Source organism: Erwinia sp. STN24, from assembly GCF_041320675.1.
GTDB lineage: Bacteria > Pseudomonadota > Gammaproteobacteria > Enterobacterales > Enterobacteriaceae > Erwinia > Erwinia aeris.
The window spans coordinates 1430742-1454968 of record NZ_JBGGPM010000001.1 but is presented as its reverse complement, the minus strand read 5'-3'; the positions used below and the strand labels follow the sequence as shown (position 1 = coordinate 1454968).

At 51.3% G+C, this 24227-nt stretch carries 28 protein-coding genes and 1 tRNA gene; 19 read left to right on the top strand and 10 right to left on the bottom strand.

The window, feature by feature from the left end; all coding sequences use genetic code 11:
- Positions 1-7 precede the first annotated feature (7 nt).
- Positions 8-562 carry a UPF0149 family protein gene (locus ACA373_RS07045; protein ID WP_253460397.1) on the bottom strand — a complete coding sequence of 185 codons (555 nt, stop codon included), beginning with the start codon at positions 560-562 and terminating at the stop codon, positions 8-10.
- A 630-nt stretch (positions 563-1192) separates the two neighbouring features.
- Between ACA373_RS07045 and ACA373_RS07040 the strand changes: the two genes are divergently transcribed.
- Genes ACA373_RS07040 through ACA373_RS07010 form a run of 7 tightly spaced genes read left to right on the top strand, consistent with a single transcriptional unit; the run spans position 1193 to position 7290 of the window.
- Positions 1193-2140: an AfsA-related hotdog domain-containing protein gene (locus ACA373_RS07040; protein ID WP_370734255.1), complete on the top strand. Its 948-nt coding sequence runs from the start codon at positions 1193-1195 to the stop codon at positions 2138-2140.
- Positions 2141-2154: 14 nt separating this feature from the next.
- Positions 2155-2385, top strand: a complete 231-nt coding sequence (locus tag ACA373_RS07035; RefSeq protein ID WP_301251000.1) for an acyl carrier protein — start codon at positions 2155-2157, stop codon at positions 2383-2385.
- Positions 2386-2389: 4 nt separating this feature from the next.
- The gene (locus ACA373_RS07030) at positions 2390-3619 is read left to right on the top strand and encodes a beta-ketoacyl synthase (protein ID WP_301250999.1); all 1230 of its coding nucleotides are present in this window, start codon (positions 2390-2392) and stop codon (positions 3617-3619) included.
- A gap of 7 nt (positions 3620-3626) precedes the next feature.
- The gene (locus ACA373_RS07025; RefSeq protein WP_301250998.1) at positions 3627-4316 is read left to right on the top strand and encodes a hypothetical protein; all 690 of its coding nucleotides are present in this window, start codon (positions 3627-3629) and stop codon (positions 4314-4316) included.
- 28 nt (positions 4317-4344) lie between these two features.
- Positions 4345-5370, top strand: coding sequence for an aldo/keto reductase (locus tag ACA373_RS07020; protein WP_370734254.1), 1026 nt, complete (start codon positions 4345-4347; stop codon positions 5368-5370).
- 33 nt (positions 5371-5403) lie between these two features.
- A complete protein-coding gene (locus tag ACA373_RS07015; RefSeq protein WP_370734253.1) occupies positions 5404-6561 on the top strand; it encodes an MFS transporter in 1158 nt (385 codons plus the stop codon).
- Positions 6562-6582: 21 nt separating this feature from the next.
- Positions 6583-7290: a PHP domain-containing protein gene (locus ACA373_RS07010; RefSeq protein ID WP_301250995.1), complete on the top strand. Its 708-nt coding sequence runs from the start codon at positions 6583-6585 to the stop codon at positions 7288-7290.
- Between the two features lie 36 nt (positions 7291-7326).
- On the opposite strand, the gene ACA373_RS07005 is transcribed toward ACA373_RS07010, so the two are convergent.
- The 4 genes from ACA373_RS07005 to ACA373_RS06990 all read right to left on the bottom strand — a co-directional run bounded on the left by ACA373_RS07005 (position 7327) and on the right by ACA373_RS06990 (position 10420).
- Complete coding sequence (locus ACA373_RS07005; protein ID WP_301250994.1) at positions 7327-8208, bottom strand: LysR family transcriptional regulator; 882 nt, start codon at positions 8206-8208, stop codon at positions 7327-7329.
- Positions 8209-8618: 410 nt separating this feature from the next.
- A tRNA-Asn gene (locus tag ACA373_RS07000) sits at positions 8619-8694 on the bottom strand.
- A gap of 101 nt (positions 8695-8795) precedes the next feature.
- Positions 8796-9563, bottom strand: coding sequence for a DgsA anti-repressor MtfA (mtfA, locus tag ACA373_RS06995; protein ID WP_253460415.1), 768 nt, complete (start codon positions 9561-9563; stop codon positions 8796-8798).
- A 197-nt stretch (positions 9564-9760) separates the two neighbouring features.
- The gene (locus ACA373_RS06990; protein ID WP_253460419.1) at positions 9761-10420 is read right to left on the bottom strand and encodes a hypothetical protein; all 660 of its coding nucleotides are present in this window, start codon (positions 10418-10420) and stop codon (positions 9761-9763) included.
- Positions 10421-11001: 581 nt separating this feature from the next.
- Between ACA373_RS06990 and ACA373_RS06985 the strand changes: the two genes are divergently transcribed.
- Positions 11002-11706, top strand: coding sequence for a phosphohydrolase (locus tag ACA373_RS06985; RefSeq protein ID WP_253460422.1), 705 nt, complete (start codon positions 11002-11004; stop codon positions 11704-11706).
- A gap of 73 nt (positions 11707-11779) precedes the next feature.
- The gene (locus tag ACA373_RS06980; RefSeq protein ID WP_125288030.1) at positions 11780-12028 is read left to right on the top strand and encodes a hypothetical protein; all 249 of its coding nucleotides are present in this window, start codon (positions 11780-11782) and stop codon (positions 12026-12028) included.
- Between the two features lie 48 nt (positions 12029-12076).
- Here ACA373_RS06980 and ACA373_RS06975 read toward each other — a convergent pair whose 3' ends face one another.
- Positions 12077-12733: an epoxyqueuosine reductase QueH gene (locus tag ACA373_RS06975; RefSeq protein ID WP_301251156.1), complete on the bottom strand. Its 657-nt coding sequence runs from the start codon at positions 12731-12733 to the stop codon at positions 12077-12079.
- Between the two features lie 146 nt (positions 12734-12879).
- Here ACA373_RS06975 and ACA373_RS06970 point away from each other — a divergent pair, with 146 nt between their 5' ends.
- Both ACA373_RS06970 and ACA373_RS06965 read left to right on the top strand, forming a co-directional pair.
- Positions 12880-14256: a DNA cytosine methyltransferase gene (locus ACA373_RS06970; protein WP_253460425.1), complete on the top strand. Its 1377-nt coding sequence runs from the start codon at positions 12880-12882 to the stop codon at positions 14254-14256.
- Positions 14257-14298: 42 nt separating this feature from the next.
- Entirely contained in the window at positions 14299-14781 is a 483-nt protein-coding gene (locus ACA373_RS06965; protein ID WP_253460429.1) for a very short patch repair endonuclease, read from the top strand.
- A gap of 59 nt (positions 14782-14840) precedes the next feature.
- Here the strand turns inward: ACA373_RS06965 and yedA are convergent, their stop codons facing one another.
- Entirely contained in the window at positions 14841-15758 is a 918-nt protein-coding gene (yedA, locus tag ACA373_RS06960) for a drug/metabolite exporter YedA (RefSeq protein WP_370734252.1), read from the bottom strand.
- Positions 15759-15928: 170 nt separating this feature from the next.
- Here yedA and ACA373_RS06955 point away from each other — a divergent pair, with 170 nt between their 5' ends.
- The 6 genes from ACA373_RS06955 (at position 15929) to ACA373_RS06930 (ending at position 19396) form a co-directional block, all read left to right on the top strand.
- Entirely contained in the window at positions 15929-16201 is a 273-nt protein-coding gene (locus ACA373_RS06955; RefSeq protein WP_125288026.1) for a hypothetical protein, read from the top strand.
- A 15-nt stretch (positions 16202-16216) separates the two neighbouring features.
- Complete coding sequence (locus tag ACA373_RS06950; RefSeq protein WP_370734251.1) at positions 16217-17116, top strand: DUF808 family protein; 900 nt, start codon at positions 16217-16219, stop codon at positions 17114-17116.
- A 39-nt stretch (positions 17117-17155) separates the two neighbouring features.
- Positions 17156-17287 (top strand): hypothetical protein, encoded by a 132-nt coding sequence (locus ACA373_RS06945; protein ID WP_255416512.1) that lies wholly within the window; start codon positions 17156-17158, stop codon positions 17285-17287.
- Between the two features lie 168 nt (positions 17288-17455).
- A complete protein-coding gene (locus ACA373_RS06940) occupies positions 17456-17635 on the top strand; it encodes a YodC family protein (RefSeq protein WP_125288024.1) in 180 nt (59 codons plus the stop codon).
- A gap of 126 nt (positions 17636-17761) precedes the next feature.
- Positions 17762-18844: a hypothetical protein gene (locus ACA373_RS06935; protein ID WP_370734250.1), complete on the top strand. Its 1083-nt coding sequence runs from the start codon at positions 17762-17764 to the stop codon at positions 18842-18844.
- A 33-nt stretch (positions 18845-18877) separates the two neighbouring features.
- Entirely contained in the window at positions 18878-19396 is a 519-nt protein-coding gene (locus ACA373_RS06930) for a diguanylate cyclase (RefSeq protein ID WP_370734249.1), read from the top strand.
- Here the strand turns inward: ACA373_RS06930 and ACA373_RS06925 are convergent.
- Positions 19393-20613 (bottom strand): glycosyl transferase, encoded by a 1221-nt coding sequence (locus ACA373_RS06925; RefSeq protein WP_253460442.1) that lies wholly within the window; start codon positions 20611-20613, stop codon positions 19393-19395. The two genes, ACA373_RS06930 and ACA373_RS06925, sit on opposite strands and share 4 nt — an antisense overlap.
- 51 nt (positions 20614-20664) lie before the next feature.
- Positions 20665-21459, bottom strand: coding sequence for a mannosyl-3-phosphoglycerate phosphatase-related protein (locus tag ACA373_RS06920; RefSeq protein ID WP_253460445.1), 795 nt, complete (start codon positions 21457-21459; stop codon positions 20665-20667).
- 606 nt (positions 21460-22065) lie between these two features.
- Here ACA373_RS06920 and ACA373_RS06915 point away from each other — a divergent pair.
- On the top strand, positions 22066-22224 hold the full coding sequence (locus ACA373_RS06915; RefSeq protein ID WP_039385165.1) for a YqaE/Pmp3 family membrane protein: 159 nt from the start codon (positions 22066-22068) through the stop codon (positions 22222-22224).
- Positions 22225-22286: 62 nt separating this feature from the next.
- Positions 22287-22478, top strand: a complete 192-nt coding sequence (dsrB, locus tag ACA373_RS06910) for a protein DsrB (RefSeq protein ID WP_253460447.1) — start codon at positions 22287-22289, stop codon at positions 22476-22478.
- 50 nt (positions 22479-22528) lie between these two features.
- Here the strand turns inward: dsrB and ACA373_RS06905 are convergent, their stop codons facing one another.
- Positions 22529-24214, bottom strand: coding sequence for a methyl-accepting chemotaxis protein (locus ACA373_RS06905; RefSeq protein ID WP_370734248.1), 1686 nt, complete (start codon positions 24212-24214; stop codon positions 22529-22531).
- Positions 24215-24227: the final 13 nt, after the last annotated feature.

Below are 24227 nucleotides of genomic sequence, written 5' to 3'. Positions count from 1 at the left end.
TTCGCTTTTAGTGCAGCGGCCAGTTGCCGGCCAGCTCCAGCGCGGCGTGACTAATAGCCTCCACGCTTTGCTCAAACTCTTCCGCCGTCATTTTTTCCAGCTCGCTAAAGTGCTCTTCCTTGCCATGTAGTGCAATGGCATGGAGCGCAGGCTTAAGGTGATCCGGCAGCGCCGACCAGTCGCTTAACGCTACGCCTTTCATATAGCCAATGCACCACTCTTCCACGATAGTGACTTCCAGATCTTCCTCGCTGCTGGTGCCGAACAGCGGCTCGAACTGCTCGGGATACTCTTTCAGCCGCTCGGCGATATCGTTCTGATGCTGCGTCACCAGTTCGGTGAAACGCTGCTGGTCTGTTTCATTCCAAAGCGGAAGATTGTTTTCGCCGCCCCAAATAATGGCCTGCAAACGCTCGTCGGAGACAGGTTCCGGCGAAGAGAGCAGGGCGGTTAACAATCCATCCAGTTCTGAGGCATCAAGCACCGCGTCATCGGTGCCGTACTGCGCCAGAATATTATCGAGCCATTCCAGCTCTTCAGCCGTTAAGGGTCCTTGTTGCATGTTATAACCTCTTTTTATTCCGTGAATGACTGTTTCAGGGCGCTATTCTCGATGCAAGGGGCGCAAAAAGCCATCCTGTCAGCCCGCTGCCGCTAAAAAAGCGTCCTGCTATCGCGATCTGAGCGACTGGTGAACGCATCTGTGCTCTGACAGCAAGTATGATGCCTTTGTTAAATTTTGGCGGCTAAAGTTGTTGGATTTTCAGCGGGCGTAACGTGAAGCCAACAGACAGGAAAGCATTTTGATGGAGGGGCAGGAGGTAATCTGTTGAAAAAGGCAAACCTGACGCCCATTTATTTGTAATTATTTTAAGGCATATGATGACATCCTTGATGTATGTAAATACCCTCTGTTAATAGTGTTTTACTTCCATGAATTCGCTTTCTTCTGATCTTTCAGTACACGATAATTAATACTAAATTGACAACACCTGCATTTAGCGTACAGGGTGATTATTCTGATGAAACTGACATCGTTTAACAGAAATATATATTTAATTTCGTTTTAAAATAATTTAATGAAAAGGTTCTGCGATATCTTTTGGTTATCATGCCATAGAAATTTTTCATTTCACAGAGTGATAATAACAGGGGTAATTTAAAGCACTACTGATGTTAAGAGCATAAAGTAATGAACCTGAATAACAACAAAGTAAACGCAAAATCAACAGTTGATATTTCTTTAGTTCATAAATTACATAAGGATGAAATGTTTTTGTTGAATTGTATTCCTTTTGATTCAGGATACAAAGCTAATGCACGGTTATCTAAACATTCCTACTTTTGCGATCATATTAAGCCACTAACCGATCTAATGTTTATACTGGAATGCGCCAGGCAAGCTGAAACTTATATTTTACACAAGTATGAACATCAATCAGCTGATACCAGGTTTATTTTAACTGAATGGTCAAGTAGTATTTCTGGGTATTTTACGCCGACTGTTGATTTACTGGATGAAAATATTAATCTTACTATAAATACATATAATTCACGCCGTGCCAAGAATAAAATTCTTTCGCAACAATACAAGGTTGACGCGCGTCTAGGCCATGTTGATATGGCAACAATTTATATGTCTGTTAAGTATATGACGGATGAAGCATACCGTAAAATACGTAACATAATAAATAAAAATGCGCAGAATCAAAGCGAGTTTATTTTTAACCAAAGCATGAATGTATCACCGGAGTATGTATATCGCAGTAATGTTAATAATATTGTTATCAAAGCGCCACAATTTAAAAATCATAAAGTAATATCCTCGCTTACAGTGAACATGAATAATACGGCCTATTTTGACCATCCCCAGGATCATTATCCTGCGATGGTTTTAATGGAAGCTGGAAAGCAGAACTGCCAAATCTTGATTTACATAACTAAATTAAATTCGACTCCGATATTAACTACAATGAAAAGCAAGTTTTTCCATTATGCAGAACTTGATAAGGACATTCAAATCATTTCGGAGGAAATACCCGGCATGCAGCGGGATGAAATAGAATTTAATGTATTATTGGTACGGAAAGGGAAAAGTATTGCCGAAATGGTGTATTTATTCAAAATGATTGATATATAAAAAAAGGTTATTATATGACAGTTGTAGCAGACAAAGTGACAAATATTCTTGTTGATAATTTCGGACTTAATAAACAGAATGTCAAAACTAACGAAAGTCTCGAAACACTGGGCGTTGATTCAATCATAGTGATTGAGATTCAGCTAGATCTGGAAAGGGAGTTCGGCATTAAAATTCCAGACGGTGATATTCTGCCTGGCTTTACCGTCAATGACATTTCAGAGTATATTCACAAAAGGGTATGACGTCATGGCTGAAAATAGACTTCGTATTGCGGTTACCGGGACTGGTTTGGTATGCCCTGCCGGAATGAATGTGCCTACAAGCTGGGATTTCGTTCTTAGCGGTAAGTCATCAGCAGCTAAATGCAGGCAGCTTGAAGGGCTTGAAATTGATTATGCATGCAGCCTCACTGATTTCGATCCGGATAAGTTGCTTGGACGAAGTCTTGCAAGGCGTATTGATCGATTTATCCAGTTGGCACTGGTTTCTTATCGTCAAGCTGTAGCAGAAGCCGGGCTGGATCCAGCTAAATGGAATGGTAAACGTATTGGTGTTGTGGTAGGAAATTCGCTGGCGGGTATAGAACGATTTCTGTCTGAGCAGCATGTTCTTGAGTCTGAAGGTGAGCGAATGGTATCACCTTCAACTATTCCAGGTGCAATGATGAATATGGTCGCAGGCCAGATAGCTATTGACTGCCATGCTACCGGTCCCAGTTTATTAGTAAGTACAGCATGCGCTTCCGGTATTACTGCCGTTGATACAGCCTGCAACTTGATCAAAGAAGGACGATGTGATGTGGTAATTGCAGGTGCTACAGAAGCACCCATTGTTCCTTTAATTGTTAGTAGCATGAATCGGCTTGGGGCATTGTCGAAAAATTCTGATATTAAGCATGCGAGTAAGCCATTTGACCGCGATCGGGATGGTTTTGTTATTTCCGAAGGCGCCGGTTTTATGATTCTGGAATCAGAAGAACATGCCTCTGCCAGAGGGCAGGAAATTCTGGCGCTTATCAGTGGGGTCGGTACTTCAACAGATGCATATCATGTCACAACGCCACAACCTCAGGGACGGGGTCTGTCTGAGGCCATTCAGCAGGCGTTAGAAAATGCTGGATTAAAAGGAAAAGATATCCAGTATGTTAATGCTCATGGAACGTCAACACCACTCAATGATATCACTGAGAGTAGAGTCATTGAAAAAGAAATTGGTAGACATGCTCCGGTTAGTTCATTAAAGGGTGCAATAGGGCACACATTAGCAGCAGCCGGAGCGGTGGAAACTGTGTTAACCATCCTTTCTGTTAAACATGGTATTATCCCTCCCACTGCAAATCTGATAAATCTTGATCCTGATATTAACCTTGATATTGTTTTTGGTAAGCCGCGAGAACTTAATATCCGCCATGCATTAAAACTGTCAATGGGGTTTGGTGGTCATAATGGTGCGCTTATTATTTCTTCTAATAATTAGGTAAAATATGACTACTTTAAGTAAAATAAAACTTGTTGCTATTGACGTCGATGGTGTACTTTTAACTGATACATATAGTCCGGCAATCAAATCATTTGTTGAGAAACATGGAGGTGTTTACACATCTGAGCTTGAACGACTAGTGTGGGGATCACCTCATATTGCAGGTGGTCACAACATGTCATTGGCCTGTAAACTGCCCTGGTCAGCACAAAAAACTATTGATAAATTTTTTCTTCATCATGCTGAATATATAAAAGAGCATCCAATAGAGATTATTGCGGGTGCAGAAAATTTCCTGGGATTGTTACAGGATTTTAATGTCAGGGTAACTTGTTACGGTGGCCGAACAAAGGCGTACATATTTGACAAGTATATGCCTTCTCTTGAAAAATTTTTCGATGAGGATAATCCTTATATAGATACCAATTCAATTAGACCGGGTTTGTTGGAAATTACCAAGGACATATTTAAACTGGATTTTAATGAAGTGTTATTCATTGATGACATAAACCGCATGGCTGAGGTTTCCAGGTATTACAGAACCGGTTTTATCGGTACACCGGTAACGAAGTATCAGAAAGAGCAAATGCAGGATACCGGCGTGAAACATCTAGTACCCTCAGTAGCTGAAATTACCAGAGATATGCTGACTAAAATAGACAGCGAGCTGGCATCAGATAACCTCTGGTTATGAATGTAAACAATAAAGAGAGTTCCTGATTATGAAAAAAAACAAAGTTGGGCATTCTGCGCTCAGCGTTACAGCAGAAGGTTATGGCTGCATGGGACTGTCAGAATTTTACGGTCCGACATCAGAATATGATGCAGAGAAAATTCTTCATAGTGTTATTGAGAATGGGATTAACTTTCTGGATACCGCTGATATTTATGGTTACGGAAACAATGAAAAACTTCTCGGGAAAGTTCTGCAAAACTACCCGGAGGATGAGGTTGTTATTGCAACTAAATGCGGGGTTGTTAGGGATGTTAATAATCCTCTTTATCGGGAGGTTAATAACAGTTGCGACTATATTCTGCACTGTTTTGAGAAGAGTTCGGAGCGTTTGAACAGAAAGATTGATTTATATTATTTACATAGGGTGATTCAGAATCCGGACTCACTCAGAGAAGCAATGACAACCATGTATGAGTTAAGATCTGATAGCAAAATTAGTGCAATAGGCTTATCAGAAGTCAATGCTGAAACTATACGGTTTGCGCACGAACTATTGATGGAATTGTCCGGAAATCAGTTTGGCCTGAGTGCAATCCAGACCGAGTATTCTCTAATGTCACGTGATATTGAATGTAATGGCGTCCTTGATACATGCAAAGACCTCGGTATTTCGGTTGTAGCTTACAGTCCTGTGAGCAGGGGATTGCTTAGTGGTAAGCTACAGAATCTGAATGCACTTTCCCAAAATGACTCACGTCGCTATCTCCCGCGTTTTATGGGAGATAACCTCGAAGCAAATAATAATATCGTTAATGAATTAATGATATTTTCTACAGCCAATGGAATGACTCCTGCGCAGCTTGCGCTGGCATGGATCATAAATAACGACGCCGAAATTATCCCTATCCCTGGGACCCGTACACCACAATATCTGGATGAAAATATTCGGGCAGCTGAAATAACGTTAACGCCAGATCAGATAGTCACGATTACTGAAATACTCTCAGGCCATGAAACTTCGGGAACACGTTATCCTGAGGAGTTCATGAAAGCATACGGCATGATTAAATAAACAGGTAAAAACTGGATGAAGGGTTTTACAGATATGACTGAGGAAAAACCGGGATTACCTGTATTTCAGCTCGGTATTCTTGGCGCGGCGCTCTTCCTTTCCATACTGACGGAGGCGCTTCCCGCCGGATTTCTCCACTCTCTGGAGCAGTCTTTCTACATAAGCGCTTCCGAAGCAGGTCAGTGGGTAACACTGTATGCCGTTGGCTCTCTACTCTCTGCTGTTCCGTTAACGCTTGCAACGCAGCGCTGCTCAAGAAAAAAAATGTTCTTATTGACCCTGGCTGGATTTGCCGTATCAAACGGCATTACCGCTGCGGTTGATTCTTTTGTCATCACGCTGATAGCACGATTTATGGCCGGGATCTTCGCTGGGCTCTTATGGGCACTGGCTGCCGGGTATGCGGGTAGAATGGTAACGCCGTCCCGCCAAGGACGAGCCATAACCATTGTCATGCTGGGCGTTCCGCTGGCGCTTTCTTTGGGAGTTCCGGCAGGAACGTTTCTGGAAAGTCTTTATGGCTGGCGTACCGTGTTTTACGCTATGACGCTGCTAGCGGGACTATTATTTTTGGCCGGCTTGCTTACCTTACCTGAACAACCGGGTGCAACCCCTTCAGAGCGCTTTTCAGTTGGGAAAGTGGTATCTATACCTGGTATCAAAACCATATTACTGGCAACGTTTATTTTCTCACTTGGCCATAATATGATGTACACGTACATATCACCTTATCTGACTGAATTACTGGGTGTTCGTTATATTAGTACATTCCTCCTTATATTTGGGGTAATGGCTGTTATCAGCATTGTTATCACAGGGATATTTATAGATAGACATCTTCGGTCTCTTGTACTAAGTGGGTTATCTATATTTTTGCTATCTTCGTTACTTTTATCTTTTTTTTACCACAATATTTATTTTGTCATGAGTGGTGCTTTTTTATGGGGTTTGGGGTTTGGCGGCGGGGCAACTTTATTTCAGACCGCATCTGCACGCACATCGGGTATAGCCGCTGATATAGCTCAGTCTCTCATGGTAACCGTCTGGAATATAGCTATTGCCGCAGGTGGTCTTGTCGGAGGTATATTGCTGGCATGGGCTGGAGTACTCTCACTACCAGTGGTATTGATCGTTCTGCTGGTATTATGCCTGTTATTAGTTAAAGCAAGTAAAGCAAAAGGTTTTATATAGGTAACAATAAAAGGTGAGTCTATGAATTTATTGATTGATTTGCATATCCATACCCATGCAAGCGCACATGCTTATAGTTCAGTATATGAGCATATAGTGGAAGCAAAACGTAAAAATATGTTGGCGTTGGGTATCACAGATCATGGACCTGCGCTTGACGATTCTCCTCACCGGTGGCATTTCCTTAATATGAATGCCATTCCCAAACAGATCGATGGGATGCGTATTCTGAAAGGAATAGAAGCCAACATATTTGAAGATGGCAAGATTGATTGCGATGCTATTATGGCTGATAAACTGGATTACGTTATGGCAGGATTCCATTCCCCGGTTTATCCACCGTGTAATGATATTGTCAAGAATACGGATTGCCTGATGAAAGTAATAAACCATCCGTCAATAAAAATCATTGTCCATCCCGGTAATCCACATTTCCCGTTAGATTACCGGGAAATTGCTATTGAAGCAGCCAGAAACAATGTAGCCCTTGAGGTAAACAGCGGCTCCGCTGTTGCACGTAAAGGGAGTTTACCGAACTGTCGTAAAATTATCGCAGAAGTAATGAATGCCGGAGGATATATTTCTGTCGGCTCAGATTCACATTTCTGTACTCGGACCGGAAATCTTGATCACGCTGTAACTCTTCTTGAAGAGCAGCAGGTTCCATCAGAAATAATTATTAATTCTTCACTTACACTGATGTTAACTTTTCTTAATATAACAGGTTGATTAAATTGCCAAATTTATGGTTATTTAAATTCTGTATTATGTATCATCATTGTGGTTGTTTTCGGCCACGCTTTTGATAAATTCCATACATGGAAGGATTTCAAGTTGTTTGTTCCATGCAAGGCTTAGCAACCATTGACTCTCATATCCGGATAAAGCTTGGCAGCTAAATCCTGATTTTAAAAAAGAAACAATACTGTATGGAAGGATTGAGACTCCTGTCCTTGAACCGACCAGAGCCAGTATACTATATATGTTTGTCAGATACTGAGCGGGTTTCTTGCGAAGGTCACGTTTCTTAAGGTAGACTTTGACAATATGGTAAAGTTCCGGATTACTTGTCTCGTTCAGTAAAATTAGGTTATTTGCATCGACAAGTTCATCAATGTTCATTTTCCTGTCTCTATTGTCAGGATGTGCTACAACACATAAATAGTCTCTACCGAGCAGCATAAAAGAGAGCGATTCATTTTCTGATTTTCGCATAAACCCCAAGTCAATACTTCCTTTTAGTAACTCCTCTTCCTGCTGTGCAGAAGACATCTCAATAAGATTGATATTAATATTTGGATATTGTCTGTTAAATGCACTGACTATATCAGGGAAAATATTGAGAAAGGATGAGGTGTAACCTATATTAATACTTCCCGTTTTTCCGGTACGGATCTTTTTGGCGACACATGTAAAGTGATTTATCTGTTCATCCAGCACAAGGGCACTACGATATAGCATTTCCCCTTCTATGCTCAGTTTAGTCCCATGGTTATCACGCACAAAAAGGGATAAATGTAGTCCCTGCTCCAGGGATTTTATCTGTTTCGTTAGCGCAGGCTGTGTAATAAAAAGTTTTTCTGCGGCTTCGCGATAGCTTTTACTTTTCGCCAGTACAATAAATGATTTCAGTAATTTATTGTCCAAATTATTAACTCCTTACTCTTTTAATTTTCAATATTACACATTAATCCTTAGTGACAGGAATGGCAACAGGTTATTCGCTGATGTCACGAGGCAGACGGCCAGTGGTTTCAGCGGCTATTTTTTATTGATTTTATGCCATGCCAGTACATGGTAATAAACATGTTATTCGGCGTATGTGTACTGTGCTCAGTGGCCCGCTGCTGTACCGAGGTAATGTTCAGCGCCAGCACCGTGCGGATATCTTTACGCTGTTGTCAGGTCTCAGCTTGGGAGCCAATTGTCCTGGCACCCGGCGCAATGCAGGATCGCTTATCGCTCAAGAGGGACTTTAGACATTAGTGACGGAAACCGATCAGATTATAAAAAAGCAAAAAGCCCGCTCAAGTTTCCTTGAGCGGGCTTCTTTAATATGGCTCCTCTGACTGGACTCGAACCAGTGACATACGGATTAACAGTCCGCCGTTCTACCGACTGAACTACAGAGGAATCGGTTTCGATGGGGCGCATAGTAGCGAGGGCGGACCGGCGTGTCAACAGGAAAAAAGTCCAGCCCTTTCAACTGGCTATCTTTAAAACAGGGCGCGCAGCTAATGTACTGCGCCCGCGCCGTTGCGCAAAAGCGGATCCTGGCGATAGAAGCGGCAAAAATGCGGATAAAGCGCAGGAAAGCGGTCGTTCAGCAGCTCAGGGGCGCTGAAGAAATATTCCGACAGGACCGCAAAGCACTCCGCCGGATCGCTGGCCGCATAGGCATCAATCGTTGCGGCATTTTCGCCGACCAGTTCGATTTCTTCTGCAATACTGGTCATCGCGGCATTCAGCTCGTGCTCCCACGCCGCGACGTGACGCAGCGGCATAGCCGGCACGCCGTTGGCATGGTCGCTGCCCCGGCTGTCGAGCTTGTGGGCAACCTCGTGAACGATCAGGTTATAGCCGGAAAGATCGAACGAATCCTGCACGTCCAGCCAGTTGAGCACCACCGGACCCTGCTGCCAGCTCTGGCCCGACTGCACCATACTCTCGCGATGCACCAGCCCAAACTCATCCTGCCATTCGTCGTCAACGATAAAAGGCGCGGGATAGATTAGCACCTCGTGAAACCCGTCCAGCCAGTCGTAACCCAGATTAAGTACCGGCAGACAGAACAGCAGGGCCAGCCGGGCCGACTTCAGCTCATCCAGCGCGAAATCCTGTAGCGCCACCAGCCGTTTCTGCTGTAGGAAGCGCGTGGCCAGCTGGATAAGCTGTTGCCGCTCGGCGTCATTCAGCGCGCCAAGCAGCGGAATAGCTAACGCCTGCTGCCAGGGCAGCGCGTCGAACACAGCATCGTTGGATTTCCGGAACCATTTAATCATGATGCAACCCACAGCAGAAAAACCTCACCCTGCCTCGGCGGATCGCTTGGCGCAGTCTCCGGCGAGCAGGCCATATAAAAGGGCACAGCAGCATGGAACAGCAGAGCGAACTTAAGCAAGCTTTTCAGCGATTTTCTGTGACGAAGCGAGATATTCAGGCCCCGGCGGCCCAGACCAGCCGGAGCCTGCGGGCAGCGTTATATACGCTCGAATTCAATAACCCACACCCAGGGGTTCACTTCCCAGCTGGTGCCGCCATACTGCAATGCCCACTGCTTGCGGTAGGCATCCTTGGGCGAAACGACCTCGTTGTGCATGGTGAAGAAGTTATTCAGAAAATGGGAGTCTGTCTGCACGCCTTCGGCCAGCACATCATCGTCGCTGATATCCTGAATTTTCTCTGCCCGAACGGCGGTCACCATTAAATCAATGCGGCTTGCCCAGCGTGGCATATGGATGCCGGCCTGCCAGCCAAAATGCTCGTCTTCTTCGCCTGCGCTGGAGAACTCGCTGGTATCGGCACGATAGCGGCACCAGGCGGAAGATTTAAACTGGGCCGGATTGCGCTCGTAGTTAGCCATCTCTTCTACGGGAACCACCGGGCCGCGCCAGGTCTCTCTTACCCACAGGCGATCGCCAGGCTGACCGTAAGGGCAGTGGTAGCTCAAGTTCTCCATGCCCATCACGCGGTTGCCCTGCAAGTGATTGTTCAGAACATCAATCCCGTAGCATCCTTCATGGTTATCCTGGCCTGGACCAAAAAGTTGTGACTTCATAATGCGTCGGGTCTGGCGCTGCTGGCCTGAGAGCAGTGCTCGCACCCGTTGATCGCTAAACAAAATCGGGCGTTCTTTCATGGTTTGACCCCTGTTTCTTATTAGTTAAGACCCGCTCGCCGCCGTCAGGCGAAAAGGGATCCGGCATATGCTGTTAGCCTGTAGTGAAAAGTGTATACAAAAAGTATGCAATCATTAGCCGTGCTTGTTTATTTTTGAACCCGTTCTGCGCTCTCGCTTTCTGTGTGCGACGGGTGGCCAGGATCGGGTTCGGAAGGCCGGTTAGCGCCGGATTATCCGGGCCATCATAAATTTGACATATGCCGCCTTTACAATCCCTTACAGTAGCCGCAAGGGTGTATTATCGGAGCTTTCTGATGATGGCATGAGCTAAAAACAACGACCGACCGGCATTGATTCTAACTTACTGTGCAACAAAATGCTGGTAACTTATTGCAAAAACAACATTATAAGCGTTTATCTTTTTGGTTAAAAACGCGCCACCTGATAATGGCGGGCGACGAAGGTAACGGGAAAGGGGTTGTGGAAGTGTTAAGACAAACGTTATAAACATGAAGTAGATCGCATTTTTATCGCCGGTGGCGCCGCGGTGAAGCAAGGCCGCTGACGTCTCTGCAATTTTACATTACAGGGAGAAGGCTATGACACTAACCCACTGGCAAACCCGCTTTGAAAGCTGGCTGTTTGAGACCTGGCCGCAGGATGATAAAGCGCACGACATCGCCCATTTACGGCGCGTCTGGCTGACTGCACAGCGTATTATGAAAGGGATGGCGGTGGATGAACTGGTTGTGCTCACTAGCTGTTATTTCCACGATATCGTCAACCTGCCTAAGAACCATCCTGAAAGACACCTGGCTTCAGCAAAGGCGGCGGTTGAAACGCGGCGAATTTTGTCGGAAGTGTTTCCTGATTTTCCTGCCGATAAGCGTGAGGCGGTAGCGCATGCGGTACATGCCCACAGCTTTAGCGCCAACGTAACGGCGGAAACGCTGGAGGCAAAAATTGTTCAGGACGCCGACCGGCTGGAATCGCTGGGCGCGATCGGGCTGGCTCGGGTGTTTTATGTTTCCGGCGCGCTGGGCCGCTCGCTGTTCGACAGCGCCGATCCGCTGGGTCGCGATCGCCCGCTAAATGATGCTGAATGGGCGCTCGATCACTTCCAGAAGAAGCTGCTTAAGCTGCCGCAAACCATGCAGACGGCGGAAGGGCGTCGGCTTGCCGAGCATAATGCGGATTTCCTGATTACCTATATGGCCAAACTCTGCGCCGAACTGAAAGGAGAGTTTTGCGAGCTGGATCCGGATGTGCTGCGTGAATTTGTCGCGGCGCGGGGGAAATATTAAATTTTTGTGACAGTATGGTTAAGCAGATCTTTTCAGGCTACCGTGTTGCTAACATTTATCAGGAGATTCAGGCATGACCGACGCTGTTAGCTTAACGTTAAAAATTGACCCCGCTTTGAAAGAAACGCTGAAAAACCTGGCGCAGGAAAACCAGATTTCGCTCAGCCAGGAAGTCAGCCAGCGTTTACAGCTCAGTCTGACCACCCAGCAGCATCCGGCCGTGGACAACCAGAGCGTGCTCGAAGACGTCGATCCCCAGCTGAACGCCAGCGAGCTGAAACAGGTACGCGCCTTGCTGAAAAAAACGAAAAAGAAGAAGTAAAAAGGCCTTTCCGTCCCTGACTGCCCGGTCAGGGACGCCTGTCAGCCGCTACTCGTCTTCATCACCATAATAGAGTACGCCAAGCTTAATCAACGGACGCCCCTGGCTTTTACGATGCAGGTTGCTGTCGCGCAGTGAATAAACGCAGCCGCAATATTCCTGCTGATAAAAACGTTCGCGCTTGCTGATTTCAATCATGCGCGCCGATCCGCCTTTTTTCCGCCAGTTGTAATCCCAATAGACCAGCCCCGGATAGGGCGCCGCGGCCCGCTCGCCGCACTCGTTAATTTGCTGCATATTTTTCCAGCGCGAGATGCCCAGGCAGCTGGTGATAACGGGAAAGCCGTTTTCGTGCGCATAAAGCGCGGTGCGTTCAAAACGCATATCAAAACACATCGTGCAGCGCGCGCCGCGCTCCGGCTCCCATTCCATGCCCTTAGCCCGCTCAAACCAGTTATCGGTATCGTAATCGGCATCGATAAAAGGCACGCCGTGCTTCTCGGCAAAGCGAATATTCTCCTCTTTGCGCAGCAGATACTCTTTTTGTGGATGAATGTTGGGGTTATAGAAAAAGATGGTGTAATCGATGCCGGCCGCCGCGATGGCTTCCATAACCTCGCCAGAGCAGGGCGCGCAGCAGGAGTGCAGCAGCAGTTTGTTCGCGCCGTTCGGCAGAGTTAACGGCGGTCGCGTAATATCGCTCATCATTTCAGCTCCATTGTTTTAAACACGGCAAGTTTAGGCTGATGGCCGCCCGATGTCACGGATCGCGGCCCGCAGTAAAAGGCGGTTGCCCCTGGTTTTAGCGTGATGAAGTGGTAGACTGGCAGGCGTTTATTTCCGGAGAGACTATGAGCGAGTTCGACACTATTGCAGAGGCGCAGCCTGGACTGGAAGATCGCCAGCTGGCCGCCCGCCTGCAGGCCGTTTACGATATCAAAACCCTTCTGGCTACGCTGCAGCAGGTTGGTCACGCTAAGTGGACGCGGGAATCGTTAAGCCGCTGGCTGAAAGGCACGGGCGGGACGTTAAGCCAGGCGGAAGCGGACGCGCTGGCGCGCCTGTTGCCTCAGCCGCCCGCGCACCATCCGCATTACGCTTTCCGCTTTATCGATCTGTTTGCCGGTATCGGCGGTATCCGCAGCGGCTTTGAGGCGATTGGCGGGCAGTGCGTGTTTACCAGCGAATGGAATAAATACTCGGTCAGAACCTATAAGGCGAACTGGTACTGCGATCCGCAGGCGCACGTTTTCAATCAGGATATCCGCGACGTGACGCTAAGCGCGCAGCCGGTCAGCGAGCAGGAAGCCTATCGACATATTGACCAGCAGGTACCGGATCACGACGTGCTGCTGGCCGGTTTTCCCTGCCAGCCGTTTTCGCTGGCGGGCGTATCGAAAAAAAATGCGCTGGGCCGCGCTCATGGCTTTGAGTGCGAAGCGCAGGGCACGCTGTTTTTCGACGTGGCGCGCATTATCACCGCGAAGAAACCGGCGATCTTCGTGCTGGAAAACGTCAAAAACCTGAAGAGCCACGACAAAGGCAAAACCTTCCGCATCATTATGGAAACGCTGGACGAGCTGGGCTACGACGTGGCCGATGCGGATCTCAACGGCGCCGCCGATCCGAAAATCGTCGACGGCAGGCATTTTCTGCCGCAGCACCGTGAACGTATCGTGCTGGTCGGGTTTCGGCGCGATTTAAATCTGCCCAAATTCACGCTTTCCGCGCTCGCTCAGCACTATCCGCAGCAAAGGATCCCGCTGCGCCAGCTGCTGGACAGCCAGGTCGAGGCCAAATATATTCTGACGCCGTCGCTGTGGAAATATCTCTATAACTACGCGAAAAAGCATCAGGCGAAGGGCAACGGCTTTGGCTACGGGCTGGTCGACCCGGATAAAGAGCACGGCGTGGTGCGCACGCTCTCCGCGCGCTACTACAAAGACGGCTCGGAAATCCTGATCGATCGCGGCTGGGACAAAGAGCAGGGCGAGGTGGATTTCGACCATCCGCAAAACCAGCAGCGCCGTCCGCGCCGCCTGACGCCAAGAGAGTGCGCCCGCCTGATGGGCTTTGAGGCGCCGGGCGAAACGCGTTTCCGCATTCCGGTTTCAGACAGTCAGGCCTATCGCCAGTTTGGCAATTCAGTGGTGGTGCCCGCCTTTGCCGCCGTCGCCAGACTGTTGCAGCCCTGGATAGCGCAGGCGGTTAAGCAGGCGGAGAAGTAGGCCCGGAGGCGTCTATACTTAAGCCACCTCAAGGAGGATGCTATGGCCGATGTTCACACTTCCGCAATTCGCAGTAAAAATATGCGCGCTATCCGTACCCAGGATACCGCCATTGAAACCCGCCTGGCCGAGCTGTTGGCCGAGCGCGGGTTCAGCTATCGCGTGCAGGATAAGACGCTGCCGGGAAAGCCGGACTTCGTGCTGGAGAACCCCCAGGCCATTATTTTTGTGCACGGCTGCTTCTGGCATCATCACGACTGCTATCTGTTTAAAGTGCCGGCAACCCGCACCGAATTCTGGATGAATAAAATCAGCGGCAACGTGACGCGCGATAAGCGTTTTATCGATCAGCTGAGCGCCAGCGGCTGGCGGGTGCTGGTGGTTTGGGAATGCGCGCTGCGCGGTAAGCACAAGCTGGCTGACGAGGCGATAAGCGCCAGGCTGGAAGAGTGGCTTTTTGCCGGCGAGGGTAACGCCGAAATCGACTGGCAGGGCATTCACCTGATGCGCGAACGCCCTGCATAGTGCTCTGGCCATTGATGACTGAGGGCATCCACTAATGGATAAAAGCCCCGCATAGCGCCTTAGTCTGGACGAGATACCGATTTAATCACCGGCCTGCCGGGAAAAAGATGTTTGCCCAGTGTGACCAGCACCACTGCAAAAAGGATCACCCCCAGCGCCAGCCATTCGCGCGGCGACAGGCTTTCACCGGCGAAGCTAATCCCCAGCAGCACCGCCACCACCGGATTAACGTAGGCGTAGCTGGTGGCGACCGCCGGGCTGACGTTGCGGATCAAAAACATATAGGCATTGATGGCGATAATCGAACCGAACAGCGTCAGGTAGCCCAGCGCCAGCAGGCCGGACAGGCCCGGCGCGGCAACCAGCTTTTCGCCGCTAAGCTGGCTGCCCGCCAGCAGAACCGCACCCGCCGCCAGCATTTCTATTGCGCCCGCCATCATGCCTGTCGGGAGCGTGATGCGCGATCCCCATACCGAGCCAAACGCCCAGCTGATCGAGCCGATCAGAATGATCAATGCGCCCCAGGGATTACCGCCCAGGTGGCCGCCGCTGTTCAGCAGAATAATGCCGACCAGGCCAACCGCAATGCCCAGCCACTCTATCCAGCGGGTTGCCATGCCGAACAGGCGGCTGAAGCACATTGCAAACAGCGGGACGGTAGCGACCATCACGGCAGCGATACCGGAAGGCACCTGCTGATGCTCGGCAATCGTCACCGCGCCGTTGCCAATGGTCAGCAGCATAATCCCCACCAGCGCGGCGTTACCTGCCGCTCGCCAGCCGGGAAGCCGCTCGCCGCGCAGCAGCAGAAACACCAGCAGGACGACGCCCGCCAGCACGAAGCGCACGCCAGCCAGCATCATCGGCGGCCAGCTTTCTACCCCAATACGAATAACGAAATAGGTCGATCCCCAGATAAAGTAAAGGGCGAACAAAGCGGCCAGAAGCGGAAGCAGAGCGGGCGCACGACGTAACATAAGGTTTCTCACAGCGGGTTGGGGTCGTTAAGTTACCGTTAAAAAAAGATTTCAACCAGATGAAATAGCGTCTTTTTAACGGCCGGAAAGCGATTCAGTCCACATAATTTGCATCTCTCGTGCATACTTGCTTAGATCACACTCTTTAACATCCTGTAGCAGGACAGACGATGGCCAGTATCAAACTCACAGTCAGACGGCTGTACAAAATCAGCGGCGAGCGCATGGTCAACACGCAGGCTACCGCGCGCATTTTTGTAGGCGAGCAGCTGGTGGCGACGGAGGAGATCGCCGGGATGACCGAAAGCCCGGTCAGCAAATTTGTGCATCACAACCTGGACGCGGGCCAGCCGGTGCGGGTTGAGTGGGATTGCGAAGGCATAGCCGATATGACGGTAGCGGAAGTCAACGTCTGTCCCTGCTGTCAGCATGATGAACATTAAATAAGGAAGGAAATTTTGGCGGGTAGTAGCTTACTGACTTTACTGGATGATATCGCCACGTTGATGGACGATATCTCGATCATGGGCAAGGTGGCGGCAAAGAAGACCGTCGGCGTGCTGGGCGACGATCTGTCGCTGAACGCGCAGCAGGTCAGCGGCGTCAAAGCCAACCGGGAACTGCCTGTGGTCTGGGGCGTGGCGAAAGGCTCTTTTCTTAACAAGCTGATCCTGGTGCCGCTGGCGCTGGCCATCAGCGCGTGGATCCCCTGGGCGATCACGCCGCTGCTGATGCTGGGCGGTGCTTACCTTAGCTATGAAGGCGTGGAAAAGGTGCTGCATAGCCTGCACGGCAAAGAGAAAAACAGCGATGCGGCGCGCGAACAGCGGCTGCGCAATCTCTCGCAGCAGGAAGCCGCTGCCTTCGAGAAGAAAAAGGTCAAAGGCGCAGTGCGCACGGACTTTATTCTGTCGGCAGAAATTGTGGCCATTACGCTGGGTATCGTTTCCGAAGCGCCGCTGCTGAGCCAGGTGATGATCCTGGCGGGTATCGCCATTCTGGTTACCGTCGGCGTGTACGGCATTGTCGCCTGTATCGTGAAAATCGACGATCTGGGCCTGTGGCTGCAACAGAAAACCTCATCGCTGGCCAAAGGTATCGGCAGCGTGCTGCTGACCCTGGCGCCAAAAATGATGAAAGTGCTGACGGTAGTCGGCACAATAGCGATGTTTCTGGTCGGCGGCGGCATCATTACGCACGGCGTGCCCTTCATCCATCACTTTATTGAGCATCTGGCCGCGGGCCACAGCGGTTTTATCAGCTCGCTTATCAGCAACGGCGCAAATCTGGTGATTGGTTTTATCGTCGGATCGATCGTGCTGTGCGGGGTAAATCTGGCTGGCAAACTGCGGGCATAATCAGTATAAAGACACCCCTTCACCAAACCGGGAGCGACGATGAAAGACGATATTTTTGAATTTGATATTGATGCCGAGCTGGAACAGGCAGAAGCCAACGCCGAGAAAAAAGCCAGCGAAGTCCCGACTGACCTGAGCGACGAAGCGGACTGCGAAGGCTGCAAAATCTGAGTTCGACCCTTCTTTGAAGCGAGTAATCCTTACTCGCTTTTTTTAATTTTCGCCTTTTTAACTGCTTATTCCTTTTTAACAAAACTTTTACCTACCGTTAACGGCGCGCCGCGCGATTGCCTGCTATACCTGAATTTCCCCCGAAGTTTCCAGCTCAGGAGAAACGGCATGATCATGGTCAGTGAGGCAGTGCAGCTTAAAGAAGGCGGTCCGGCAATGGTGGTTACCGGCTATGCCAGCGGTATGGTGGAGTGTCGCTGGTATGACGGCTACAGCGTGCGGCGCGAAGCGTTTCGGGAAGAGGAGCTTTGCGCGCTGAGCGCGGGGCAAAACCGGCTTGCCAGCTAGCGTTGACCGAACGGGACGAGAAATTTCGTCCTGTTATCATTTACTTCCCGCCGCGCCGCTGCTGGCGCAACCTTCCTGCCGCAGCTAAACTGAAAAGCTCTTTCCCGCTGGCAGGAGCGTTGCCGTGTGAAGCTGGCCCATTCCCATCCTGAGGCGGTTATTCATGTCTGTTTTCTGCTGGTCTTTCTTTTCTCCTCGGTACTGACCTGGCGAGAAGGCAGCGTGTTAAAAGCAACCTATGAGCTTAGCCAGCGCGCCAGCCTGAAAGATATTGCCGACGATCTCGATCGCCAGTTTCAGTTCAGCCTTGACCAGCTGTTGTTCTGCCGCAATATGCTGCAACAGGTTATGCGCGCGCCTGCCGAAAACAGCCAGATGCGGCGACAGCTGGACTATTTTTCGCTGCTGGGTAGCCAGCCGGTCTGGCATCTCTACGCCAGCATGACCCACAGCCTGCCGCTATCCGGTATTGCCGACGACGCGGTTGCCGCCTATCCGCTGTTCAGGCGCGACGACGCCAGGCTAAAGCCGGAGCTGGCGGCAACGCTGATGATGAGCCTGATTTTGCAGCTTAACGACGCCAACAGAGATTTTCATTCGCGGCTCTGGTACCTCTCGCGGGCGGGATTCTGGCTCAGCTCCACGCCGTTGCCGCAGGGCGAGGATACGCTGCGCTATCTTACCCGCGTGGTGAACGCGCCCTGGTTTACCGCTATGCGGCCTGAAAGCAATCTGTCCAGGCAGCCGCGCTGGAGCGGCCCGGACGCGACTGCCGCAGGCCGCAGCGCGTTGACGCTCAGTCTGCCTGTCGATCTGGACGGCTACTGGTATGGCGTGCTGGCAATGGATTTTTCGGCCGCCAACATTCGCCAACAGCTTCTGCTGTCGCTGCCTGAACGGCCAATGGGCAGCATACTTTTTTATGATATCAACCTGAGGCCGCTGGCCAGCGCCGTAGACGGGCCAGCGACCGCACATTTTACCGCTGAGCAGATCGCCCGGCTGCAACGGGCCATCGCCCATAGCGATCGCGGCGCGCTGCGGCTTGATACGCGCTATATCAGCTGGGTCAAAACCCGTTATGCCCGAGGCGTGTTGATTAATGTGGATACGCTGCGGCAGAGTCTGACGGGCAGCACCGGTCAGGTAGCGCTGGCGTTGCTGGGGATGTGGCTGCTGTTTACGCTGGCGCTGCTGCTGTCGCACTAGCTCATTATTCGTCTGGTCAGGCGCCTGCTGGCAATGCAGGAAAAACTCCGCTGGCGCGCCAGCCATGACGGACTGACGAAGATGCTGAACCGCAGCGCGTTTTTCGAACGGGCTAACGCGCTGGCGTACGAGAGCCAGCTCAGGCAGAGGCCTTTTTCGGTGATCCAGCTGGATCTTGACCGCTTTAAACAGGTAAACGACGGCTATGGTCATGAGGCAGGCGATCGCGTGCTGGCCTATGCCGCCGCCGTGATAGATGACACCATTGACCCGTCGGCGATCGCCGGGCGCGTTGGCGGTGAAGAGTTTTGCATTGCGCTGGCCGTTACTGCCGCCCAGGCCGTGACAATAGCGGAGAAAGTTCGCGTCGCGCTGGCGCAAAAGCAGGTGTTTGCCGGGAATTCAGCATGGCTGAGGGTAACGGCCTCGCTGGGAGTCGCCTCCAGCGAGGCGTCGGGCGACTACCATTTTGAAAGCCTGCGCTCGATTGCCGACCGCAGGCTCTATATAGCCAAAACGTCAGGACGCAATCGCGTCTGCGACCGGGACTAAACGTTGCCCTTGTTATCCTCTTCCACCGCCTGATAGATACGCTGCATAATGTCAGGGAAAGCGGACTGCACGCGGCTCCAGCTTGGAATAAACGGTTTTTCGTTCGGCCGCTCGATAAAGGACTGTCCGGCTTCCAGAATCGACTGAGTAAACATTTCCACCGCCGCCTCTTCCGCGTGCTGATCGAACTTCAGCCCGTTCATCGCCGCTTCATGGCTGTAGATCTCCATCATATCCAGCGCGTTGCGGTAATAGGTCGCTTTCAACACGCGGAACGAGTCGCTGGTCAAATCCACGCCCATTGTCGCCATCTTGCGCAGCAAAGACTGGACGATATCGTTACTCATCCGGCGCAGGCCGCCGGTGCCGTCCTCTTCCGACAGCGGCTGGTGTTTGTGATCGTAATTATGCGCGATCTCAACCTGGCAGCTCTGGCGCGTGGTGTAGTTGCGATAGATTTCAGACAGCACGCCGATTTCCAGCCCCCAGTCGCCGGGGATTTTTATATTGTTCAGCACGTGCGTGCGCATTGCGAACTCGCCGGAAAGCGGATAGCGGAAGCTGGTCAGATAGTCCAGGTATTCCGAATGGCCGTACACTTTCTGCAGCGAACGCAGCAGCGGCCCAACCAGCAGTCGGCCAACGCGACCGTTCAGCTTGTTGTCGGCCACGCGGGCGTAAAAACCCTTACAGAACTCATACTGAAAAGACGGGTTCGCCAGCGGATAGAGCAGCCTTGCCAGCATGCCGCGTTCATACGTTACGATATCGCAGTCGTGCAGCGCCACGCAGCTGGTACTTTCCGAAGAGAGCGTATAGCCGGTACAGAACCAGACATTACGACCCTTGCCCGGTTGAGAAGGGGAAAGTCCTTCTTTATCCAGCTCGGCATCAATCGCCTTCAGGCGCGGCCCGTCGTTCCACAAAATACGATGGCGCTGCGGCAGGCGGGAAAAAAAGTCGCGGGCGTAAAGAAACTGCTCGCGATCGGCGCGATCCAGGCCGATAACTATCTCTTCGAGATAGGGCACCTTAGCCAGCTCGTCAACGATATGGCCGAGCGCCGGGCCTTCCAGTTCGGAAAAAAGCGAAGGCAGGATCAGTCCCATCTTGCGCCGCGTGGCGAACTGCACCAGCTCCTGCTCCAGTTCCTCAACTGGACGTGCGGTGAGATTATGAAAGTTGGTGATAACGCCGTTCTGGAAAAAATCACTCATCGCGTGTTCCTTAAGCCGGGCCCGTAGTTGGGCTGCATGGGAAATCTGTTATCAGGTAATGTAGTGCGTCAGGCCCTCGCTCCAGCCCTCCGGGCCAAAGCCTGCGCTGTAAAAAACATGTTGCTGACGCTTCAGCGTCACGCCGGTTTTGCTATAGCCTTTGATCACGACGGCATAATCTACTTTCTCCAGCATGGGCGCATCGTTGGGACCGTCGCCCAGACCGATAGTGATCCAGCGGCCGCTGCCGGGAGGCGGGTAGTGCGTCAGCAGCCAGTCAAGCGCCGCGCCCTTACCGCGTCCCTGATTCATGACGTGCCAGAAACGCCCGCCCTGAACCAGCTCCAGCTGTTGCGCCGCCAGCGCCTGTTGGAAAGCGGTAAACTGCTCGCTGGTATCTCGCCAGATCAAACTTTCCGACCCTTCCCGCGTTTTCGCCAGGGCGGCGTCGCGCGGCGTCAGGCCTGTCCAGTCCGCCACCTCTTTTTCCGTCACGTCGGCGAACCCGGTAAATTTAAAGCCATCCTGCTCACGCAATTGCCGCAGCGTCTTGCAGATCGCCGCATAATCTTTTGCGGAAGGCCGATCGGCAGCGACAGGCGTTTGCTGCTGCCATTTCACAATGGCCCCGTTTTCCGCAATAAAAGGCGCGCCGACGATATCCAGCGCCCGCTGCAGAGGCTCAATTTCCGCCGCCGTCTTGCTTGAACAGATCACGATGGGAATATCGGCCGCCTTCAGACGCGCCAGCCAGGCCTCGGCAGCCTCCCAGCTGTAGGTATGATGATCCAGCAGGGAACCATCTAAATCCGTAACTATCATCAGGGGATCATGCAGCGCCGGCATCGTTGTTTCTCCATAGCCTGAGGCAAGTGACTCAAGTATAGCGGTATCCATCGAAGGCGCAGAAAAGGCAGGCAAACAAACGAAGCGGTTCGCCCAGGAATTCTCTTAAAAAACAGCAATAACTCACGTAAGTAACTACTTACAGGCGAGCAGGCGAGGCGACAGGGCTTCAGACAAAAAAGGTGGATAAATTCACAGGAAAAAAAATAATGTGCTATGAAGTTAAGAAAATTCTTAATAAGGCCAATCGGTAGGCTACGCGGGTCAGAGATTTTTCTCTGTAGCGAATTTTAATTTTTTCCCGGCCGCTGGCCGGGTTTTTTTTGCGCATAACTGACGCAATGCCTGAAAAAAAGGCAAAAAAAAGCCCGCGCTGCGCGGGCAAAAATCCTTGTTACTTTTTAGGTTGACTGCGCCTTTGGGGTTGGTGCAGTGGGAACAGTGTATGCCGGGCCGTTGTCAGAAGTCTCACCGTAAAACGTTAAAAAAGTGAAAAATATACGTTCATTACGTTGTTTTACATGCGGCGGCAGGCGCAACGGCAGATTCGGGCTATACTGAACAAACGATTACAAAACAAGCTGTTATCCGCGCTATGGAGGCGACATGGATCTTTTACGTATTATTATTGCTATTCTTCTGCCCCCGCTGGGTGTTTTTATGCAGGTCGGTTTTGGCGGCGCCTTCTGGCTGAATATCCTGCTGACGCTCTGCGGCTACATTCCGGGTATTGTGCACGCCGTTTGGGTCATTGCCCGTCGTTAAGCGCGCCGGTTTCCGGGTAAGATGCGCTATCTTATTTGTAGCGCACCTACCAGGAGAAAAAAATGAAGGTAAACGATCGGGTCACGGTAAAGACCGACGGCGGGCCGCGCCGCGCCGGCACGGTACTGGCGGTAGAGGACTTTAGCGAAGGCACCATGTATCTGGTCTCGCTGGAGGATTATCCGCAGGGGATCTGGTTTTTTAACGAGCTGGGGCAGCGGGACGGCATTTTTGTAGAACCGCATACCGAATAGCCGCGCAGGATGAAAAAGGGCGAAGCAATTCGCCCTTTTTTACGCCCGTTCTAAAATTTTTCCCAGTTATCGCCGTCCGCCAGCGCCGGACGCAACGGCGCCGCTTTGGTTTTCAGCACTGGCGCAGTCGGCTGCGGCGTGCCGCTAAGATTAAAGGCCGCTACGGCCTGCGTCAGACGTGAGGCCTGCTCTTCCAGCGATGAGGCGGCGGCGGAGGCCTGTTCCACCAGCGAGGCGTTCTGCTGGGTAACGTTATCCATTTCCGATACGGCCTGGCTCACCTGCTGGATGCCCCGGCTTTGTTCATCAGAAGCAGAAGCAATCTCGGCCATAATCTCCGTAACGCTGTGTACGGCCTGGACGATATCCGTCATTCTCTCGCCTGCATGGCTGACCTGAGTCGATCCCCGATCGATCAGGCTGACCGATTCGGCAATCAACCCTTCAATTTCCTTCGCCGCGCCCGCACTGCGCTGCGCCAGATTCCGCACCTCGCTGGCCACCACGGCGAAACCGCGACCCTGTTCGCCCGCCCGCGCCGCTTCAACGGCGGCATTCAGCGCCAGAATATTGGTCTGGAATGCGATGCTGTTGATAACCGTGGTAATTTCAGCAATTTTCTTTGAGCTGGCGGAAATATTATTCATGGTGCCGATCACGCCGGAAACGATATCCCCGCCCTGGCGGGCTTTCCCGGAGGCGTCGCCCGCCAGCTGGCTGGCATGGTGCGCATTTTCCGCATTCTGCTTCACGGTTGCGGTCAGCTGTTCCATGCTGGCCGCCGTTTCTTCCAGCGCCGCCGCCTGCTGCTCGGTACGGGAGGATAGATCGGTATTGCCCGCCGAAATTTCGGTCGAGCCCTGATAGATAGCTACCGCACCTTCACGCACCGTGCCGACCGTTTTCACCAGCGCCTGCTGCATCGTTTGCAGATTGCTGCCCAACGCGCCGATTTCACTGCGGCCCCAGGCCTGCGGCGGCGCGGTCAGATCGCCATGCGAAATACGCTCAATTCGCTGCACCGCCTGGCGTAGCGGGGCAATGATCACGCGACGCAGGAAGATAAAGGTAGCCAGCGTCAGCAGCAGCGCGGCGGCGAAAGCGCCGGCCATCATAATAAAGCCCATGCGGGTTTGCGCCTCCGCGCCCGCGTTAATGGCGGTGGCGCGCTGGGTACGAATGGCGATGGCTTTCAGCAGTACGGCGTTATAGTCATTATCCAGGCCGCGCGTGAAATCTGTTTCTCGCGTTATCACATTTTCAAAGCTGCCGTCTTTGGCGCTTTTTACCATTGGCAGCAGGCCCTCGCTGACATAGGCCGTAAAGCGGGCGGTCAATTCACCATCCAGCGCTTCGTCCGCCGGGGTTTTAATGCGCCGTTGCGTGTAGGCTTTAAAATTCTCGCCAGCCAGCTGAATACGCTTTTCCGCCTGTTTAAGATTCTCGTTAAACAGATCCATATCGCCAATGCGCACCGCCGCGCCCGCGTGAATAATATTCAGCCGGGCCGTACGCAGGTGATTGGAGCTGTTAGAGATAGCCATACGTACCTGGATCTCTTCGGTAACGTCCTTGAGCGACTGGTTACTCTGGATCAGATAATAGCTCGCCAGGCCGATGCAAAGGGCGAACAGAAACAGGATGGCACCGAGAATAGTGGTGAACAGGGGAACGAGGCGCAGATGCTGCCAGAAACTTAAGTGAGAAGAACCTTCGGGTTGGGGGAGTGGTGTCATGTCCTTTTGCTCT